This is a genomic window from Stenotrophomonas sp. ISL-67, assembly GCF_018612915.1.
Classification (GTDB): Bacteria; Pseudomonadota; Gammaproteobacteria; order Xanthomonadales; family Xanthomonadaceae; genus Stenotrophomonas.
Genome location: NZ_JAGGRL010000003.1, coordinates 35,487 through 55,405 on the forward strand (window position 1 = coordinate 35,487; position 19,919 = coordinate 55,405).

Genomic DNA, 19,919 nt, shown 5'->3' on the forward strand with positions numbered 1-19,919 from the left:
GCAGGCGCCGAAAGGCACTACGGACCGGAATTGGAACAGGGGCCGGTTCATGCGCATCATGGGGAAGCAGAAGGGCCGGTAGTCGGGGGACTGCCGGCCCTGTTTTTATCGCCTTGGAAAACAAAAGGCCCCGCCATTGGCGGGGCCTTCTGCATTGTAGGTGCCGACATCCGACAGGGCCGGAACAGGGGGGATCCAGATGTTCCTGTCGGATATCGACATAGAGCTCAATGTGACGCCGTATGTCGTTTTTGTCACTTTTCGACCGAGGTCGTCACTGCCCGGCTAGATTGACCTGCCAGGCAGGTGAAAATCAAGCGGTCTCATCTCTCTTGTGTGCGCTGGTTCAACTTATTCATGTTGCGCCAGGGGGAGCCATTGTTCCGTTGGGCCGGCGGGTTGGGCCGGGACTGCGGCGCGCCCACCGGTCGCTGCTGCTGCGGTTGGGGACGCTGCTGCGGCGGGCGGTTCTGACGCGGCGGGCGCGAACCCACCGAATCCATGTTCCGCCAGGGCGAACCGCCGTTATTGGGCGGGCGCGGACGGTCGGGGGGGCGCACCTGGCCACCATTGCCATTGCCCGGGCGGGGCGGCGGGCGGTGGTGATGCGGCGGGCGGTAGTTCGGGTACGGCCGGTAGATCGGGTAGTTGCTGTAGCCACCGTAGCCGCCATAGCCGTAATAGCCGCCACCCCCGTAGTAGCCGCTGCCGTAGCCATACGGGTAGCCGGCGGGGTAGCGGTATTCCACCGACGGTGCACCGTGGTAATAGCCGGTGCCACCGCCGCCACCGCCGCCGACATAGTCGTAGGTCGCGCAACCGGACAGCGTCAGCAACAGGCCGCCGGCAAGTATCAGGCGCATCTTCATGAAGGGGTCCCCCCTGTAGGGTATGGGCCCAGCATCAGGCCGCCGCATTGAATCGGCCCTTAACTTTGCCCGGGCCGGATGAACGGTTGCCATCGTGGCACGTTAATCTTGTGTCATGACCGATTCATCCCTGCCCTGCGCCGATGACCTGTTGGCTGCCGCCGCGCGGATCGCGCCGCACGCCAGCGTCACGCCGGTCCTGCACTCGCAGGTCCTGGACGTGATGAGCGGGGCGCGACTGGCCTTCAAGGCCGAGCATCTGCAACGGGGCGGTGCGTTCAAGTTCCGCGGTGCCTGCAACGCGGTCTGGGCCCTGCCGGAGGCGGTGGCCGCGCGGGGGGTGGTCACCCATTCGTCGGGCAACCATGGCGCCGCGCTGGCGCTGGCCGCCCGCACGCGTGGCGTTGCCTGCCATGTGGTGGTACCGGAAGGGGCGGTGGCGGCCAAGCTGGCCAACATCGTGCGCCACGGCGCCACCCTGTGGCGCTGCGCGCCCACCATCGCCGCGCGCGAGGCCATGTGCGCCCAGGTGGAGGCAAACACCGGCGCCACCCTGGTCCATCCCTACACCAGTTCCCACGTGATTGCCGGGCAGGGCACCGTGGCGCTGGAACTGTTGGGCAGCCATGGCCCGTTCGACACCCTGGTGGTGCCGGTGGGCGGCGGCGGCCTGGCGGCCGGAACCCGGCTGGCACTGCAGGCGGTGGCCGCGCGCACGCGGCTGGTGCTGGCCGAACCGGAGGGCGCGGCCGATACGGCCCGTTCGCTGGCCGCTGGCGAGCGCCGCCTCGACTTCACCCCCGACACGATCTGCGATGGCCTGCGCGGCACCCTCGGTGCACCCAACTTCGCGCTGCTGCACGGCGCGGCCGAGGTGATCACCGTGGACGATGCGGCCACCGTCGCGGCCATGCGCCTGCTCTGGCAGGTGCTCAAGCAGGTGGTGGAGCCGTCCTCGGCGATTGCCCTGGCCGCGATCCTGTCCCAGCCGGCCCGCTTCGCCGGGCAGCGGGTGGGCGTGGTGCTGTCCGGTGGCAACGTCGACCTTGATGCCCTGCCATGGGCGGTGGCATGAGCCGGCGCGCACGGGTAGGGCTGGCGGGTTGGCTGTGGCGGCTGTGCATGCTGCTGGCGGCCTGGCTGCTGTGCGTGACTGCCTGGATCGTCTGGGTCGGCGAGCGCGACCAGGCGGCCAAAGCCGACGCCATCATCGTGCTGGGTGCGGCCGCCTACGATGCCAAGCCCTCGCCGGTGTTCGAAGAGCGCATACGGCATGGGCTGGATCTGTACCGCCAGGGATATGCGCCGCTGCTGATATTTACCGGGGGCTATGGCGGTACTGGTGCGCGTTTTTCCGAATCGCAGGTCGCGCGTCGCTACGCCTTGAAACAGGGCGTACCGGAAGACGCGATCCTGATCGAAACCGCGTCGCGTACCACCCGCCAGAACCTGGTCGAGGCGCGCCTGCTGATGGACCAGCACAAGCTGCACCGGGTGATCATCGTCAGCGATCCGCTGCACATGGCGCGCGCGCTGCGCCTGGCCCGCGAACTGGGTATCGATGCGCTGGCGTCGTCAACGCCGAGCACGCGCTTCCGCAGCTTCCACACCAGCTGGAAGTTTCTGGTGCAGGAAATCTACTTCTTCCACCGCGACATGTTCCCGTCCGCGAACGGTTCCTGACCGCGTCGGACACGCCATCAGGTGGTCCTGCGCCGGATTGGAATCGCCGACACCGGCACGCTCGCCACATCCTGCCCGCGCTCACGAATCGGTGCGCCCGCGTCCGGCGACCACGCATGTGCATAGATCACCTCCCAGCTGCTGGGCAGCGTACCGTCTTCCCGGCGCAGCGGCTCATACGCGGCGCGCGCTGCAGCGAAACGACCGCGCCCGGTCAGCGTATGCCGGCGATCCACGCGCGCGTGGGTGGCGCCGATCGCGCGCAGCTCGCGCATCAGCGCATCCATGTCCGGATAGGTCAGCGTGAACAGGTCGCGGTCCAGCACCGGATCGCGGAAGCCGGACATCATCAGCGCATCGCCGAACTGGGCAATGGGGGGGAAGCGGCTCACGTGCGAGCGGTCGTCGGCACTGGCGAACGCGTCACGCAGCTCGATCAGCGTTTCCGGCCCGAAGGTCGAGCACACCAGCAGCCCACCTGGCTTGAGCACCCTGCGGAAGCCGGCAAACACCGCCGGCAGGTCTTCCACCCACTGCAGGCACAGGTTGCTGTAGATCACATCCACGCTCTGGTCGCGCAGCGGCAATGCCTGCGCATCGCCGCATACGCGGGTGAACGGCTTCCACCAGCCGGCCTGCTTCTTCGCCTCGCGCAGCATCGGCTCGGCCATGTCCAGCGCAATCACCTGCGCCTTGGGCCAGCGCTTCTTCATGGCTGCACTGGCGTGCCCGGTGCCACTGCCAACGTCCAGTACCACCTCCGGCTGCCGGCTCTCCAGGTAATCCAGCGATTCGAGCAGCCGCTTCTCCACCTCGCGCTGCAGGGCAGCGGCGGCGTCGTAACTGCTGGCGGCGCGCGAGAACGCGCGGCGGACGTGCTGGGAATCAAAGCTGGCGGTCATGAAGGCTCACTACATAATGCAAAGACATGCGGTAGCGCACGACCGTGGGTCGTGCGACGAAAACTCAAAACGTACCGGGATACGCCCCGCCATCAATCAACAGGTTCTGCCCGGTGATGTAACCCGACTGCGCGCTGCACAGGAACGCGCACGCCGCGCCGAACTCATCGGCGGTACCGAAGCGTCCGGCCGGAATGTGGGTGCGCTTGCGTTCGGCGATCTGCCCGGCATCCACGCCCTGCTGCTGGGCCATGTAGGCGAAGTTGCCGCGCAGCCGGTCGGTGTCGAACTGGCCGGGCAGCAGGTTGTTGAGGGTGACGTTGTGGGCCACGGTGCGGCGTGCCAGCCCGGCGACGAACCCGGTCAGGCCCGAGCGCGCGCCATTGGACAGGCCCAGGATGTCTATGGGTGCCTTCACCGACGAGGAGGTGATGTTGACCACCCGGCCGAAGCCGCGCTCGATCATGCCGTCCACCGTGGCACGGATCAGCGCGATCGGCGCCAGCATGTTCGCGTCCAGCGCGGCGATCCAGTCCTCGCGCTCGAACTGGCGGAAATCACCGGCGGGCGGGCCACCGGCGTTGTTGACCAGGATGTCGACCTGCGGGCACGCAGCCAGCGCCGCGGCGCGGCCGGCCTCGGTGGTGACATCGGCAACCACCGTGACGACCTTGCCGGCGCCTGGCAGCGCCTGCAGTTCGGCGCCGGCGCGGGCCAGGGCTTCCTCACCCCGGGCGGCGATCACCACGTTCACGCCTTCGCGCGCCAGGGCACGTGCGCAGCCCAGGCCCAGGCCTTTGCTGGCAGCGCAGACCAGGGCCCAGCGGCCGGCGATTCCAAGGTCCATGCATCAGCTCCATAAAAAGGGACAGGCGTACATGATCGGCGATGCGCGTGCGCGTGGGTCAGGAAAGCGAGGCAACGAAGTGTTGCAGCTGCGCCGCCACCTCATCGGTGTGGCCCAGGAACGGCGCATGCCCGCCATGGGCGACCACATGCATGCTGGAACGCGGTGCCAGCGCGGCGGCGGCCTGCATTGCCCGCGCGGAGACCAGCCGGTCGCGCTGCCCGGCCAGCCACAGGCTGGGCGTGGCCAGGCCGGGCAGGGCGCCGCGCAGGTCGGTGTTTTCCAGCAGGCGCAGGCCTTCCTGCAGGGCGCGCGGGGCGGGTTCACCGCGCTCCACCAGCGCCGCGCGCAGGGTGCGCAGTTCCTGCCGGGCGTGTTCAGAGCCCATCGCATCCAGGGCCAGGAAGCGCTCCAGCGTGCCGCGGTAATCCTGTGCCAGGTCCTGGCCAAACTGCTCGAACACCGACGTTTCCACTGCGTATGGCCAGTCCTCGCCGCGCACGAAGCGTGGCGTGGCGGCGATCATCGCCAGCCCGCGCACCTTGGGCAGCGTGGCCGCCGCATGCAGCGCGAACAGTCCGCCCAGCGACCAGCCGCACCAGACCGCCGGTGGGGTGGCGGCCGCTATCGCGCTGACCACGAACGGCAGGCGCAGCGGGGTGGCATCGTCGCGGCTGTTGCCGTGCCCGGGCAGGTCGACCAGGTGCAGCTGGAACTGCGTGGAAAGGCGCTCGACCAGCGGCGCGAACACGCCGCCGTGCAGGGCCCAACCGTGGATCAGTACCAGTGCCGGCCCGCTGCCGACCACCTCGATATGCATGCTCACACCCAACCGCCGTGCATCACGCGCTCAGTGCATCCAGCGTCTGCTGGCGCAGCACCTGGTCGCGCGCGTGTGCAATGGCATCGGTGAGCGCGCGTACTTCCGGCACCGTGTGCAGCGCCGACAGGGTCACGCGCAGGCGCGCCTTGCCTTCGGGCACGGTCGGCGGACGGATCGCGCTGACCAGGAAACCGGCTGCTTCCAGCGCGGCCGACAGCGCCACCACCGTCGATTCGGCCCCGCACAGCAGCGGCTGGATCGGTGTATCGGAGGGCATCAGTTCCAGCCCATGCTGGCGCGCGCCGGCACGGAACACGCCGACCAGTTCGGCCAGCTTTTCGCGGCGCCAGTCGTCGCGGCGCGCCAGCTTCACGGCGGCCAATGCAGCAGCGGCCTGCGCCGGCGGCACTGCCGTGGTGTAGATGTAGGGGCGCGCGGTTTCGGCCAGGTGCTGGATCATCGCTTCGTCGCCCACCACCAGCGCGCCGCTGCCACCCAATGCCTTGCCCAGCGTGACCAGCTGCAGCGGCACATCGGCTACGCCCAGCCCGGCCTCCGCCACGCAGCCACGTCCGTGCTCACCGATGACGCCCACGCCATGCGCGTCGTCCACGTACAACAACGCTTCCTGCATGCGTGCAACCAGCGAAAGCGAACGCAGCGGGGCGATGTCGCCATCCATGCTGAAGACACCATCGGTGACCAGCATCGCCGCGCCGTCCGGCGCATGCTTGAGCTGGCGCAGTGAGCCTTCGGTATCCAGGTGCGGGTAGCGGCGCAGCCGGCAGCCGGCCAGGCGCGTGGCATCGAGCAGGCTGGCGTGGTTGAGCCGGTCCTGCACGCACACATCGTCTTCTTCGCTGAGCAGCGCCTGCTGTACGGCCAGGTTGGCGGCAAAGCCGCTGCCGAACAGCAGCGCACGCGGGTAGCCCAGCCAATCGGCCACTTCCCGTTCCAGCGCTTCATGCAGCGCATGGTGGCCGCAGATCAGGTGCGAGGCCGTCGCCCCGGCGCCTTCGCGCGCGGCGGCGTCCTGCAGGGCGCTGACCACGCCGAACTGCTGGGACAGGCCCAGGTAGTCGTTGCTGCAGAAGCCAGTGAGCCACTGGCCATTGAGTTCCAGACGCACGCCATCCCGGCGGGTCACGGTGCGGCGCGCGCGGATCCGCCCCTGCGCGTCGCGAAGCTTGCGCTGGGACTGGATGCGGTCGTGCAGGTCAGGGCGGGCCATGGTCGTCAATGTCTCATGGGCGGACAGGGGAGCTAGCGTACCCGGTTGCCGGGCGTTGCGCTGTACCGCCGGGCGCAGGGCTCAGGCCGCTTGTCCGCCGATAGACGACGAGCGTTGGTCGTCGCAGGTAATGTCGGCATGCACGGTGCCGGGGCGGTCATGTCCGGGCGCGTCGACCTGCACCGCCATCGGGCGCAGGCCCAGCCGGCTGAACAGGGCCAGGTCGCGCTCGGTGTCCGGGTTGCCGGTGGTAAGCAGCTTTTCGCCATGGAAGATCGAGTTGGCCCCGGCCAGGAAGCACAGCGCCTGCAGCTCATCGCTCATCGCGTCGCGCCCGGCCGACAGCCGCACCATGGCCTTGGGCATGGCGATCCGCGCCACCGCGATCATCCGCACGAACTCGAACGGGTCCAGTTCGGCACTGCCATGCAGCGGCGTGCCGGCCACCTGCACCAACCGGTTGATCGGCACCGAATCGGGGTGCGCCGGCAGGTTGGCCAGCGCCAGCAGCAGCCCGGCGCGGTGCGCGCGGGTTTCGCCCATGCCGACGATGCCGCCGCAGCAGGTTTTCAGCCCGGCCTGGCGCACGTGTTCCAGCGTGTCCAGACGGTCCTGGTACTGGCGGGTGTGGATGATGGAGTCGTAATAGTCCGGCGCGGTGTCCAGGTTGTGGTTGTAGTAGTCCAGCCCGGCCTCGCGCAGGGCCACAGCCTGCGCACCATCGAGCATGCCCAGCGTGGCGCAGGTTTCCAGCCCCAGCGCCTTCACCTCGCGGATCATCGCCGCCACCTTGGGGATGTCGCGGTCCTTGGGCGAACGCCACGCCGCGCCCATGCAGAACCGAGACGCCCCCGCCGCCTTGGCCTGGCGGGCCTTGGCGACCACATCCCCGGTGGCCATCAGCTTCTGTGCGCTCACCCCGGTGTCGTAGCGCTGCGCCTGCGGGCAGTACGCGCAGTCTTCCGGGCAACCGCCGGTCTTGACCGACAGCAGGGTCGAGACCTGCACCTCCGCCGGATCAAACTGCGCCCGGTGCACGCCCGCTGCCCGGTACAGCAGATCGGGGAACGGCAGGTCGAACAGCGCCAGCAGCTCCTCGGGGTGCCAGTCGTGGCGGATGACAGAAGCCATGGGGGTGTCCTGACAGATTGGGGAGCGAAAGGGCGGCAGTCTGGTGAGGTTGAGGGAGACTGTCAACCATATGGACTTACGAAAAGTTTACGACGTGCTGGGCTGGTTGGGGCATCAATGCTTGCCGCTGCGTTGCCTGGTCTGCGCCAACCCGGGCCATGACGGGCTGGATCTATGCGCCGTCTGCTACGCCGAGCTGCCCTGGAACGACCATGCCTGCCCGACGTGCGCGCTGCCGCTGCCGCCGGACGAACCGGCTGCGGCCTGCGGTGCCTGCCTGCGCGAGCCGCCGCGGCAGGTCGGGGCGGCGGCGACCTTCCTGTATGCGCCGCCGATCGACCGGCTGGTGTTGCGCTTCAAGTTCCACCAGGACCTGGCGGCCGGGCGGCTGCTCTCGCAGCTGATGCTGCACGCCGTGCCCGATTTCGTGCAGCACCCGCTGCTGCCGATGCCGCTGCATGGGCGCAGGCTGCGCGATCGCGGCTACGACCAGGCCCGGGAGCTGGCCCGCCCCTTGGCGCGGGAGCTGGAGCTGCCGCTGTGGACCGGGCTGTGCCGCAGCCGGGCAACCATGGCCCAGTCCACGCTGGACGCGGAGGCACGGCGCCAGAACCTCAAAGGTGCCTTCGCCGTGCAGGCTACCCCGCCGCCCCAACTGACCCTGGTCGACGACGTGATGACCACCGGCGCCACCCTGGAAGCGGCCGTGCGCGCGCTGCGCCGGTCCGGCCTGCAGGAGGCCACGCTGTGGGTCTGCGCCCGGGCGCCCTGAGCCCTTTGTCGCGGCCTGCACACGGGGCGGGCCTAGCATCGCGCTTGACCTCCCTCCAGGAACACCGTCATGAGCCAGGCTCCGGAACTGCGCACCACGTCGTTGTTGTCACTCGTTGGGCGTAGCTGGTGGGTGATGTTGTTGTACGGCCTGCTGGCGATAGGCTTCGGCCTGATCGCCATCACCCGGCCGCTGTCGGCCGCCGCTGGGCTGGCCTGGGCCATCGGGGTGATGGCACTGGTGGAGGGCCTGATCAGCCTGTTTGCGGTGTTTGGCGGCAACAGCGGCGCGCCGCGCGGCTGGGCCCTGCTTTACGCGCTGGCGTCGATCGGCTTCGGCGCACTGGCGGTGATCAACCCGCTGGTCACCGCCAAGGTGCTGGTGCTGATCCTGTCGATCTGGCTGGTCATGGCCGGTATCTACCGCATCGTGTTCGCGATCCGCGTGCGCAAGCAGATCGAAGGCGAATGGCTGCTCATCGTCAGCGGCCTGCTGGCCATCGTGCTGGGCGCGATGATGTTCGCCAACCCGCTGGGCGGGGTGGCGGTGACCACGCTGTGGATCGGCATCGGCAGCCTGATCTACGGCATCCTGCAGATCGCGGTGGCGTTCCGGCTGCGGAAGCTGCGCTGAGCGGAAATGCCCAGCGCAGAGGTCATCAACGGCGCTGGAACCGCGCCTCGATCTCCTCCAGCGTCTTGCCCTTGGTTTCCGGCAGCAGGAACGCGGCCACCAGGAAGTACAGCAGCGTGCACCCGGCCCAGAAGAAGAACATGCTGGCGTAGCCGTGGTGGCCGACCGTGGGCAGGAAGATCGCGGCGATCACCGTAGACACGAACTGGTTGATCAACAGCGCGATGCTCATGCCGTTGGAGCGGATGCGGGTGGGCATCAGCTCGGACAGCGCCAGCCATACGCATACGCCCGGGCCCACCGCGAAGAAGGCGACGAAGAGCAGGATGCAGCCGGCGACCATCCAGCCGTGGGTGGGCGAGGGCACCGGGCCGATCACCGCGCGTTCGATCACCAGTGGCGCCTGCGCGGCGGCGGCCGGATCCGGGAACGGATTGAGATTCACGCGGCGGAAGAACGCCCCGATCACGCTGTCTGCCGACACTGCATCCTCACGGCGGATCTGCAGCGTGGCGTCGATCGGGTTGTCGCTGCGCAGCGAGCGCACGTTGCTGAAGCCGCCATAGGCATAGGACACGGTCAGCTGCAGCGGCTGGTCGCTGGCGCTGGCGTCCAGGCGGCGCCACTGCGCGGCGTCCATCGGCAACGACAGGCTGTCGCCGACCACCTGCTGGTGCAGCACGGGCTGCACATCCAACCGCCCATGTTCGCTGCGCACGAACAGCAATGCCGCCCCGAGCAGGGCGATGGTGATGCCGCCGGTGCCCAGCATCAGCAGGAACTTGCGGCCCTTGCGGTCCACCAGCACCAGCGCCACCACCGTCATCAGCGCGTTGAGCAGCTTGATCGATACATCGGCCCAGTTGGCCACCGCACCGGGCAGGCCGGCCTGGTTGAGGATGTTCACCGCATAGGCCAGCACCGAGTTGATGCCGGTGGCCTGGGTGAAGGCCAGTACCAGGCAGGCCAGTACGAACGGCCACACATACCGGCGGCTCAACAGCGGGTCACGCCTGGCCGGGGTGCCATCGCTGGCTGGCGCATCGGGCGCCTGCATGCGCGCCAGCGTGGCTTCGACGTCCGCCGGGGCCACCGTGCGCTGCAACGCGCTGCGCGCCTTTGCGATGCGACCGCGCCGCACCAGCCAGCGCGGCGATTCGCTGATCAGCAGCGCGCCGCCGGTGAACACCAGCCCGGGCAGCAGGCAGCTCCAGAAGATGGTGCGCCAGGCATGGTCCTTCACCGCGAACAGCAGGCGCTGCTGTTCCTCGCCTGGCAGGTGGCGCACCGCCGCAGCGGCCGCGTCCACGCTGTGCGCCTGGTACAAGCCGATCACCGCAGCCAGCACCAGCCCGATGGTGAGCAGCAGCTGGAACATCGCTGCACCGCGTCCGCGCCGTTCGGGGCTGAGCACTTCGGCCAGGTACAGCGGCACCACCACGCCGATCAGGCCACCGCTGATGCCCTGCAGCAGCCGCCCCATCAACAGCGGTCCATAGCCTTCGGACAGCGCCATCACCGGAATGCTCGCCGTGAACAACACGCCGGCCAGCAGCATCGTGCCGCGCCGGCCGATCAGGTCGGCGATGGCGCCGGCAAACAGCGAGGACAGCACGCTGCCGAGCAACACCGCGGCCACCACGAAGCCAAGCTGCTGCGTGGTGAGATGCCAGCTGGTCGTGGCGGTGGCTTCCAGGTAGGGCAGGGCGCCGGCAATGATGCCGATATCGATGCCATAGAGCAGGCCGCCCATGCCGCCGATGAAGAGTAGATAACGCACCGGCCAATGCGGCGCGTTATTGGAAGCGGGCACGGGCATAACGGCAGAAGCGTCGTTCATGGTGCGGTCCTGTCTACGATGGAACGCGCCGCACGCGGCGCGGAATCACTCAATCAAGCGCGATGCTTTCGCCTTCCACGACCACCTGTTGCACGCGCAGGCCATGGTCCAACACCACCAGATCCGCCCACGCGCCCGGTTGCAGGCGGCCGCGGTCGTCCAGGCCCAGATAGTCCGCGGGGTAGCGTGAAACGCGGTTGGACGCGTCATCCAGCACCAGTCCCAGCGCCACCAGGTTGCGCAGCGCCTGGTCCATGGTCAGCGCGCTGCCGGCCAGCGAACCGCTTTCCAGGCGCACGCAGCCCAGGCACTTGTGCACGCGCTGCACACCCAGCGCGTACTCACCATCGGGCATGCCGGTGGCGGCGGTGGCATCGGTCACGCAGTACAGGCGCGGAATCGCGCGCAGCGCGGTGCGGATCGCACCGGGGTGCACGTGCTGCAGGTCGGGAATGAGTTCGGCGTATTCGGCATGCGCCAGCGCCGCCGTGGCGATGCCGGGGTGGTAGTGGTCCACGCCGGTCATGCCATTGAACAGGTGGGTGAAGCCGGCGGCGCCTGCATCCAGCGCGGCCACGCCTTCTTCATAGGTGCCCGCGCTGTGGCCCAGCTGCACGCGGATGCCCAACGCAGTGAGCGCGGGGATCAACGCAAGGTGCTGGCCGATTTCCGGCGCCAGGGTCAGCACCTTGATCGGCGCGATGGCGTGCAGGCGGCGCACATCCCCAAGCGTGGCTTCCACCACCAGCGGTGGCTGCGCGCCCAGGCGTTCGGCACTGATGAAGGGGCCCTCCAGGTGCACGCCCAGTACGCGCGCCATGCCGTGGCCGCGCTGCGCGATCGCGGTGGACAGGCCCCGCAGCGCACGCACGATATCGTCCGGCTCGGCGGTCATGGTGGTGCCCAGCAGCGCGGTGGTGCCATGCCGCGCATGCGCGCGCGCCACCGTCTGTGCGGTATCCCCGCCCTGCATGATGTCCACCCCGGCGCCGCCATGCACATGCAGGTCGATGAAGCCGGGCAGGATCAGCGGTACCTCGTCATCGCCGCGCGGGTCGGCGTGGTCGCTGTTGATCGAAATGATGCGCTGGTCGTAGGCGATGTCGCCGCGCACCCATCCGCAAGGGGTCAGCACGCGGCCATGCAGGATGGAGGCTGGGTTCAAGGCGGCGACTCGGCAATGATCACTTCGATGCCCAGCTTCTGCAGTCCTTCCAAATACTCCGCATCGATGCTGGCGTCGGTGATGATGGTGTGGACCTGGTCCAGGCGCGCGATGCGGTGCAGGCTGACGTGGCCGAACTTGGAGGCGTCGGTGAGCACCACCACGCGCCGCGCGCGCTCCACCATGCGGTGGTTGAGACTCGCTTCGGCCTCATGGTGGGTGGTGAGACCGAACTGCAGGTCCAACCCGTCCACGCCCAGGAACAGGGTGTCGAAGCTGTAGGTGTTGAGGCTGGCTTCGGCCTGGCTGCCCTGCAACGACAGCGACTGCTTGCGCAGCAGGCCACCGGTGAGCAGCAGTTCCACGCCCGGTGCATTGGCCAGTTCCCAGGCGATGTTCAGCCCGTTGGTCATCACCGTCACATCGCGGTGCGCGCGCAGGTGGCGCGCCAGCGTCATGGTGGTGGAGCCCGAATCGATGATGATGTTGTCGCCGGCACGTACCAGCCGCGCGGCGTGCACGCCGATGCTGTCCTTCAGCGGCAGGTTCAGGGTGTCCTTTTCATGGATGTCCTGTTCCAGCGGCGGCTTGCGCACCAGGGTGGCGCCGCCGTGGGTACGCGTGGCCAGGCCCTGGGACTCGATGTGGGTCAGGTCGGCGCGGATGGTCACTGCCGATACGCCGAAGCGCTCCACCAGTTCACTGACCTGCACGTTGCCGTGCTCGACCAGCAACTGCAGGATCTGTTGGCGGCGCTGCCGTGTGTTGCGCATCGTGGCGATTCCATTCGGAAGGAAAGCCGAAGCTTACCGTTCCGAAAGCTCCATGGCAGAAAAAGTTTCGTTATCCGCGCCAGACACGTTACGAGTGCAAGCCCGTGCGTATTCGGCCAGGCGCAGCCCTACTTTGTGCCGGATCAGTGCGAGCGGCTCGGCCACCAGTTCGCCGGCCTGTACCGCGCGCAGCGCTTCGGGCAGGTACTGGCTGAGCAGCATCAGGGGCGGTGCGTGCCGGGTCAGGTTGTCGACCAGGGTGGCCAATGCCGCCTGCACTTCCGGTTCGCCCCAATAATAGCGGCTGCGGTCGCTCAGCGAGTAGGCGCGCAGCAGGCGTTGTTCGTGTGCGTCGCCCTGGTAGTAGCTGGCCCAGCTGCCGGGCTTGTCGAGCATGCAGCGGTCCAGCACCTCGATGATCCCGGACGCTTCGGCAGCAGGAAGCAGCTCGCGTTCGATCATCGCCAGCGCGAACACTGCTTCGCGGAACGCATAGGTGGCCGCCGGGCCGACCTTGAGGATGGCGAAATGGTCGCGCACCAGCGCATGCAGGCCCGCTTCGGTCTGGTAATCGGTGGAGTGCGCTTCGAACACGATGCGCGGTTGGGTTTCCACGAATGCGGACAGCTCCCGTGCGGCGGCCGGGTCGTAGTGGTGCACGCTGCTGTGGTCGAAATCCACGCCGGGCTGCACCACCATGGCGATCACGCGCGCCCAGGCCGGCACCAGGTCCGGGGCGGAGAACGCGTCGCGGTGGATCGCCAGCGTGATGGCGGCGGCGGTTGGCGTGGTGACGGCCAGCCCGCCTTCCAGCGAGGCTTCGCCACCGGGCACCGGCACTTCGGTGCCGATCACATACACCGGCGGCGGCAGGCCGTTCTCCGCGGCGGTGCGCTCTGCAATACGTGCCAGTTCGGCCGAGCGCGCGGCCACGATCGCATCGGGCAGCGGGGTCGGGTCATCGGCGCAGGACATGCTGCAATCCAGGTGGATCTTGTGGAATCCGGCGGCAACGTAGGCGGCAACCAGGGTGCGTGCATTGGCCATTGCAAGGTCAGCCGGCCCCTTCTGCCAGGCATTCGGACCCAGGTGGTCACCGCCCAGGACCAGCCGTTCAACCGGGAAGCCCTGGCGCCGAGCCAGCTGCAGCACGTAGTCGCGGTATTGCGGTGGGGTCATGCCGGTGTAGCCACCGAACTGGTCCACCTGGTTGGAAGTGGCTTCGATCAGCAGCACCGTGTCGTAGGCGTGCGCGACCTGCATGGCGGCCAGAAGCACCTGCTCGTTGCTGCAGCAGACGCTGTACAGGCCAACGGGCTGGCCCTGGCGATGGGCGGCGATCAACGATTGGACGGCAGACATGGCGACACTCCAGGTGCAGCGGAACGGAAAGGAAGGACTCAGTGCGCGGGATGGTGTTGGCGCGCCAGCAGTGCCGCGCCACGTGCGCCGCCGGCATCGCCGAAGGCCGGCGGCAGGATCGGCGGCACGCGCACGCCGTTGAACAGGTACGGTTCAATGGCCGCAGGCAGGGTGCGGTACAACTGCTCCAGCTTCGACAGCCCGCCACCGAGCACGATCACGTGCGGGTCCAGCGCCAGGATCAGGCTGGCGAAGCTGTAACCGAGCAGGTCGCGGTGGATGGCCAGCGCCTGCAGCGCGATCGGATCGCCGGCCTGCGCCCGCTCCACCACGGCGGTGGCGTCGCAGGCCAGGCCACCCTGGCGCTCGTGGATCATCGCCAGGCCGCTGCCGGAGACGTAGCGCTCCAGGCAGCCACGCAGGCCACAGCCGCAGTCCAGCAGCGGCAGGTCATGGCGCAGTTGCAGGGTAGCGGGCAGGCTCCAGTGGCCCCACTCGCCGGCGATGCCGTTGTTGCCGGCCACCAGCCGTCCATCAAGGCAGTAGCCACCGCCCGCACCGGTGCCGAGGATCGCCCCGAACATGCTGGGGTAGCCGGCCGCTGCGCCGTCGTGTGCTTCGGACAGGGCGAAGCACTGCAGGTCGTTGCCCAGCGCCAACGGGCGCTGCAGCCGCGCCTGCAGGTCATGGCCGACGGTGCGGCCGCTCAGCGCGGGCACGTTGGCGCTCAACTGGCGGCCGCTGTTGCGGTCACGCACCCCGGGCAGGCCCAGGCCCACCGCGACCGCGCGGGTGCCCAGTGCCGCATCGGCGTCGTCCACCAGCTGCCCGATTGCTGCCACGAAGGCCGCGTAGTCATGGGCAGGCGTGGCCACGCGCTGGCGGTGGTGCACCGTCAGCGCTGCGTCACAGGCCACCAGTTCGATCTTGGTGCCACCGATGTCGATGCCGTACCAGGTCTGCAGGGGCGCGCGCTGCTCAGCCATGGGCGTGGATCGTCACGCCCTGGACCACGCGGTTCACCGTGCCGTCCGGGAACGGGTTGTCCGGGGTCAGGCCGAGGGCGGCCGAGCGATGCAGCGCGAAGCACTGCGCCACGACCAGCCACAGCGGTGCCAGCCACGGATCGGGCAGGGCGGGAACGTCGAGCAGGAAGTCGCCGTCGGCGCAGTCGCTGCCGGCCGGGCCCACCGAGACCACGCGCGCGGCGACGCCGTCGCGGCGCAGTTCTTCCAGCAGGTCCTGTTCGTAGCGTCGCGCCAGCGGCTGCGCACTGCGCAGCACCACTACCAGGGTGGTGTCATTGAGCGTGGATTTCGGCCCGTGGCGGAAACCAAGCGGGGTATTGGCCAGCGCCAGCACCCGGCCGGCAGTGAGCTCGAGCACTTTCAGTGCCGCTTCGCGCGCGGTGGCTTCCAGCGGGCCACTGCCTAGGTAGATCACGCGCGAGATGTCGGTGCGGGCCAGCGCTGCTACGGGTGCATCCCAGCGGCTGACGGCTTCGGTAGCGCGTTCGGCCAGGCTGCGCAGGCGCGCGATGCGCTCGGTCCACGGTGTGCTGTCGAACACGCTCAACGCGGCCAGCAGCATGCAGCTCAGGCTGCTGGTCATGGCAAAGGCACGGTCGCAGCTGGCCGGCGGCATCAGCAGCGACAGCGTGTCACTGCGACCCTGGCCCCGCTGGGCCAGCGCGCCATCGGCGTTGCAGGTGATGTCCAGGAAGCGTGCGTCATCCACCTGCGCGCGCACCAGGTCCACCGCCGCCACGCTTTCCGGGCTGGAACCGCTGCGCCCGAACGACACCAGCAGGGTCGGGCGGTCGCGCCGCAGGTACAGCGCCGGGTGGGTGAGCAGGGTGGTGGTGTGGATGGCGCGAACCTCTGCCGCCCACTGCGCATTGATCTGGTCGGCGACCATCTCGGCGATGAAGCCCGAGCTTCCGGCGCCGGTGAAGATGACCCGTTGGCCGGGGTGGCGCAGCGCGTCACCCAGGAACGCATCGATGCGTTCGCGGGCGACGTCCAGCACGTCGGCCAGTGCGGACCAGAGGGCCGGTTGCTGCGCGATTTCTTCTGCGGTGTGCGCGCCACCAAGGCGCTGCCAGGCGGGCATGTCGGGGAGCAGAGTGACGTCCATTCGCTATTCCTGTTGGGCGACCGCACGATCAGCGTTTTCTTTCGAAATGTCAAATATCGAAAGATTAAAAGAAGATATCGACGTCACGGTTTTCATTCGCAACGTCGCATCTTGCGCTATTGAGTGTCTCTATCTGTACGCCAGCAAAGGGAAATTTCGCGCATTCAGCTGGCAGAAAGAAAGTGGTGCTTTGCATCATCTTTCGTTTTACTTGAATTACTAATCTTTTTCTTTTCAATTTCTTGACATCTTTCGATCGCCTGCCCCATAGTCGGCCGCACTGGTTTCGGACACCCGCCAAATGCGGGCTTTGGGGGCGAAGTGGTTACCCGTTGTCGACGCACCGTACTGGCCATCTCTCTTCTGTCGCTGTTGGTCGCCGCGCCGGCGCTGGCAGCGCCACTGGGCAACCTGAGCGCTTTACGTGCCGAGCCGGCCGCGTCGGCCACCGCCTGGACCCTGACCACCGATAACGGCATGACCGTGCGCGTGGACCTGCTGCGCGCCGACATGCTGCGCGTGCAGGCCAGCCGCACCGGCACACTGCTGCCGGCCGGCGACAAGGCCGCTCCCATCGTGCTGCCGCAGGCGGCCGCCAGAGTGCCGTTCCAGCTTGAAGAAGACGCCAACGAAGTGCGCATCCGCACCGACGCGCTGGTCCTGCACATCCAGCGCCAGCCGCTGCGGCTGGCGCTGGACCGGCGCGAGGCCGGCAAGGACGTGCCGCTGTGGCGCGAACTGCAGCCGCTGGACCTGGACACCACACAGAGCGTGCAGGTGCTGAGCAGCCAGGCCGACGAACAGTTCGTGGGCGGTGGCCAGCAGAACGGCCGCTTCGCCTTCAAGGGGCGTGAGCTGGAGGTGTCGTATTCCGGTGGCTGGGAAGAGGGCGACCGCCCCAACCCCGCGCCGATGCTGCTCAGCTCGCGGGGCTGGGGCATGCTGCGCAACACCTGGAGCGATGGCAGCTACGACCTGCGCCAGGCCGACCAGGCCACCCTGCTGCACCGCGAAGACCGCTTCGACGCCTACTACTTCGTCGGCGCCGGCCTGCCCGCGCTGCTGGACCGCTACACCGCGCTGACCGGGCGCGCGGCACTGCTGCCGCGCTGGGCGTTCTCGTATGGCGATGCCGACTGCTACAACGACGGCGACAACATCAAGAAGCCCGGCAGCGTGCCCGAAGGCTGGAGCGATGGCCCCACCGGCACCACCCCGGACGTGGTCGACAGCGTCGCAAAGCAGTACCGCGCGCACGACATGCCCGGCGGCTGGATCCTGCCCAACGACGGTTACGGCTGTGGCTACAACGGGTTGCCGGAAACGGTGAAAGGCCTGGCCAGCTACGGCTTCAAGACCGGGCTGTGGACCGAAAACGGCGTGGACAAGATTGCCTGGGAAGTGGGCACCGCCGGCACCCGCGTGCAGAAGCTGGACGTGGCCTGGACCGGCAAGGGCTACCAGTTCGCGATGGACGCCAACCAGTCCGCGTTCAACGGCATCCTGCACAACTCCGATTCACGCCCGTTCCTGTGGACGGTGATGGGCTGGGCGGGCATCCAGCGCTACGCGGTGGCCTGGACCGGCGACCAGAGCAGCAGTTGGGATTACATCCGCTGGCACATTCCCACCCTGGTCGGTTCCGGCCTTTCAGGCATGGCGTACGCCAGCGGTGACGTGGATGCGATTTTCGGCGGCAGTGCCGAAACCTTCACCCGCGACCTGCAGTGGAAGAGCTTCACCCCGGTGCTGATGGGCATGTCCGGCTGGTCGGGCAGTGCGCGCAAGCACCCGTGGTGGTATGACGAGCCCTACCGCAGCGTCAACCGCGACTACCTCAAGCTGAAAATGCGCATGACCCCGTACATGTACGGCTTGGCGCACGAAGCGGCGACCACCGGCGCGCCGATCCTGCGCGCGCTGATGTGGGACTACCCGCAGGACCCGAACGCCTGGAACGAAACCTACAAGTACCAGTTCCTGCTCGGCCGCGACCTGCTGGTGGCGCCGGTGTACCGCAGCCAGGCGGCCAGCCGTGGCTGGCGTCGCGACATCCATCTGCCCCAGGGCCGCTGGATCGACTACTGGGATGGCCGCACGCTGCAGGCCGGTGCCGAAGGTCGCCAGCTGGACCGCCCGGTCGACCTGGCAACGATTCCGCTGTTCGTGCGCGCCGGTGCCATCGTGCCGATGTACCCGGACATGCTCTACGATGGCCAGAAGCCGCTGGATGAAGTCACCTTCGATCTTTACCCGCAGGGCAGCTCGCAGTACACGCTCTACGAAGACGACGGCAACACGCGCCGCTACGAAAAGGGCGAATCCAGCCAGCAGCAGGTCACCCTGCAGGCCCCGGCGCAGGGCAGTGGCCCGGTGCAGGTCACCATCGACGGCGTGCGCGGGCAGTACCAGGGGCAGCTGGCGCAGCGCCGCTATGCGCTGCGCGTGCTCAGCCGACAGAAGCCGGCCGCGGTGAGCCTGGACGGCCGGGCGCTGCCGATGCTCGCCGACGGCGCGGCATGGCAGGCGGCGCCGGAGGGCTGGTACTTCGATGCCGGCGAACGCCGTGGCACCGTGCACGTGCGCACCGCCCCGACCGACATCCGCCAGCCGCTCGCCTTCCGGCTTGATATCGCGCAGGCACCGGCGGTTGCCGATGACGTGTTCCCGGCCGCACCGGTGCTGGGCCGCGCGCTGCCGGCCGACAGCCTGCTGGTGGTCAACCGCCCGGCCGAAGAGCGCGGTTACGAACTCGAGAAGGCGTTCGACGACGACCCGGCCACCTGGTTCCGCACCGTACGCAACCAGGCCGTCCGCACCGGCGCCCACGAGTGGGTGATTGGGTTCGGCGAGCGCCGCCTGATCGACGGCATCGCGCTGGCGCCGCGCACCGACCAGCATTGGAAGAGCGGCCAGATCCGCGACTACGAGATCTACCTGGCCGACAGCAACGGCGAATGGGGCGAGCCGATCAAGCGCGGCCGCCTGGCGTTGAAGCAGGACCTGCAGCAGATCGACTTCCCCGCCCATGCCGGCCGCCTGCTGCGCTTCCGCGTGCTCAGCGTGCAGAACCCGGACGGCGATGCCGCAGCCGGCACCGATCCGATGGTCAGCGCCGCGCAGGGCAATGTCGCTCGTGCGGTGGATGCACTGCAGCCGCGCGATGTGGGCCCGATCACCCTGTCCACGTTCCAGATCCTGGAACACCCGGTGGCCGAACGCCCCGCGCTGCAGCGCTACCTGTCTGAACTGACGCTGCCCGCTGCGGCAAGTGCGCAGGTGCGTGCCGATCTCGCCTTCCAGGGCGGGCAGCCCATGCGCATGAACGGCCTGCTGTTCCGCCGTGGCCTGGGCGTGGGCCCGGCCAGCCGCATCGACCTGCAGTTGAAGGGGCAGTGGCGCCTGCTGCGCGCGGACCTGGGCATCGATGATGCCTGCCGCGCCGCCGGTGGCATGCAGTTCCAGGTCTGGGGCGATGGCCGCCTGCTCTACGACAGCGGCCTGGTGAAGGCACCGGGCGTGGTCAAACCGGAACTGGATATCCGCGGCCTGCAGCGCCTGAGCCTGCGCACGCAAGGCGCGCAAGGCACGCAACCCGCACAGGTCTGTGGCAACTGGGCCAACGCCGCACTGATCGGACAGGAGGGCGATACCGCCACCATCGTGTCGCCGTAACCCAAAGCACCACCGTCTTCAAAACCGAAATCCCCACCGTTTCCCGACTACGGCCCGCCGGCCGTGGTGCGGGTGAC

17 protein-coding genes are annotated in these 19,919 nt (G+C 68.4%); 5 read left to right on the forward strand and 12 right to left on the reverse strand.

Translation table 11 applies throughout. From position 1 onward, the window contains the following. Positions 1-323 precede the first annotated feature (323 nt). Complete coding sequence (locus J7J08_RS05690; RefSeq protein ID WP_214902525.1) at positions 324-869, reverse strand: hypothetical protein; 546 nt, start codon at positions 867-869, stop codon at positions 324-326. Between the two features lie 115 nt (positions 870-984). On the opposite strand from J7J08_RS05690, the gene J7J08_RS05695 reads away from it, so the two are divergent. Further along, positions 985-1,944 carry a pyridoxal-phosphate dependent enzyme gene (locus tag J7J08_RS05695; protein WP_214902527.1) on the forward strand — a complete coding sequence of 320 codons (960 nt, stop codon included), beginning with the start codon at positions 985-987 and terminating at the stop codon, positions 1,942-1,944. Further along, on the forward strand, positions 1,929-2,552 hold the full coding sequence (locus J7J08_RS05700) for a YdcF family protein (RefSeq protein WP_214902528.1): 624 nt from the start codon (positions 1,929-1,931) through the stop codon (positions 2,550-2,552). Before J7J08_RS05695 ends, J7J08_RS05700 begins: the two co-directional genes overlap by 16 nt. A 17-nt stretch (positions 2,553-2,569) precedes the next feature. Here the strand turns inward: J7J08_RS05700 and bioC are convergent, their stop codons facing one another. The 5 genes from bioC to bioB all read right to left on the reverse strand — a co-directional run bounded on the left by bioC (position 2,570) and on the right by bioB (position 7,486). Beyond that, the gene (bioC, locus tag J7J08_RS05705; protein WP_214902530.1) at positions 2,570-3,454 is read right to left on the reverse strand and encodes a malonyl-ACP O-methyltransferase BioC; all 885 of its coding nucleotides are present in this window, start codon (positions 3,452-3,454) and stop codon (positions 2,570-2,572) included. A gap of 64 nt (positions 3,455-3,518) precedes the next feature. After that, entirely contained in the window at positions 3,519-4,301 is a 783-nt protein-coding gene (locus J7J08_RS05710) for an SDR family oxidoreductase (RefSeq protein ID WP_214902531.1), read from the reverse strand. A 58-nt stretch (positions 4,302-4,359) separates the two neighbouring features. Further along, positions 4,360-5,121, reverse strand: a complete 762-nt coding sequence (bioH, locus tag J7J08_RS05715) for a pimeloyl-ACP methyl ester esterase BioH (protein WP_214902632.1) — start codon at positions 5,119-5,121, stop codon at positions 4,360-4,362. A 22-nt stretch (positions 5,122-5,143) separates the two neighbouring features. Next, positions 5,144-6,355, reverse strand: coding sequence for an 8-amino-7-oxononanoate synthase (bioF, locus tag J7J08_RS05720; protein ID WP_214902533.1), 1,212 nt, complete (start codon positions 6,353-6,355; stop codon positions 5,144-5,146). 81 nt (positions 6,356-6,436) lie between these two features. Next, complete coding sequence (gene bioB, locus J7J08_RS05725) at positions 6,437-7,486, reverse strand: biotin synthase BioB (RefSeq protein WP_214902534.1); 1,050 nt, start codon at positions 7,484-7,486, stop codon at positions 6,437-6,439. A 70-nt stretch (positions 7,487-7,556) separates the two neighbouring features. Here bioB and J7J08_RS05730 point away from each other — a divergent pair, with 70 nt between their 5' ends. Together J7J08_RS05730 and J7J08_RS05735 are read left to right on the forward strand one after the other, a co-directional pair. Further along, positions 7,557-8,258, forward strand: a complete 702-nt coding sequence (locus J7J08_RS05730; protein WP_214902535.1) for a ComF family protein — start codon at positions 7,557-7,559, stop codon at positions 8,256-8,258. A gap of 69 nt (positions 8,259-8,327) precedes the next feature. Beyond that, a complete protein-coding gene (locus J7J08_RS05735) occupies positions 8,328-8,891 on the forward strand; it encodes an HdeD family acid-resistance protein (protein ID WP_214902537.1) in 564 nt (187 codons plus the stop codon). A gap of 25 nt (positions 8,892-8,916) precedes the next feature. Here J7J08_RS05735 and J7J08_RS05740 read toward each other — a convergent pair whose 3' ends face one another. From J7J08_RS05740 to J7J08_RS05765, 6 genes are read right to left on the reverse strand one after another with little or no spacing between them, the layout of a single operon-like run. Further along, positions 8,917-10,731, reverse strand: coding sequence for an MFS transporter (locus J7J08_RS05740; protein WP_214902539.1), 1,815 nt, complete (start codon positions 10,729-10,731; stop codon positions 8,917-8,919). Between the two features lie 49 nt (positions 10,732-10,780). After that, the gene (gene nagA, locus J7J08_RS05745) at positions 10,781-11,896 is read right to left on the reverse strand and encodes an N-acetylglucosamine-6-phosphate deacetylase (protein WP_214902542.1); all 1,116 of its coding nucleotides are present in this window, start codon (positions 11,894-11,896) and stop codon (positions 10,781-10,783) included. Beyond that, positions 11,893-12,669 (reverse strand): DeoR family transcriptional regulator, encoded by a 777-nt coding sequence (locus J7J08_RS05750; protein WP_214902545.1) that lies wholly within the window; start codon positions 12,667-12,669, stop codon positions 11,893-11,895. The genes nagA and J7J08_RS05750 overlap by 4 nt, the downstream gene beginning before the upstream one ends. Before the next feature lie 33 nt (positions 12,670-12,702). Next, the gene (locus J7J08_RS05755; protein WP_214902547.1) at positions 12,703-14,031 is read right to left on the reverse strand and encodes a D-tagatose-bisphosphate aldolase, class II, non-catalytic subunit; all 1,329 of its coding nucleotides are present in this window, start codon (positions 14,029-14,031) and stop codon (positions 12,703-12,705) included. Positions 14,032-14,069: 38 nt separating this feature from the next. Further along, positions 14,070-15,017: an ROK family protein gene (locus J7J08_RS05760; protein ID WP_214902550.1), complete on the reverse strand. Its 948-nt coding sequence runs from the start codon at positions 15,015-15,017 to the stop codon at positions 14,070-14,072. After that, positions 15,010-16,167 (reverse strand): SIS domain-containing protein, encoded by a 1,158-nt coding sequence (locus J7J08_RS05765; RefSeq protein ID WP_214902552.1) that lies wholly within the window; start codon positions 16,165-16,167, stop codon positions 15,010-15,012. The genes J7J08_RS05760 and J7J08_RS05765 overlap by 8 nt, the downstream gene beginning before the upstream one ends. Positions 16,168-16,488: 321 nt before the next feature. Between J7J08_RS05765 and J7J08_RS05770 the strand changes: the two genes are divergently transcribed. Then, the gene (locus tag J7J08_RS05770) at positions 16,489-19,842 is read left to right on the forward strand and encodes a TIM-barrel domain-containing protein (protein WP_214902554.1); all 3,354 of its coding nucleotides are present in this window, start codon (positions 16,489-16,491) and stop codon (positions 19,840-19,842) included. Positions 19,843-19,919: the final 77 nt, after the last annotated feature.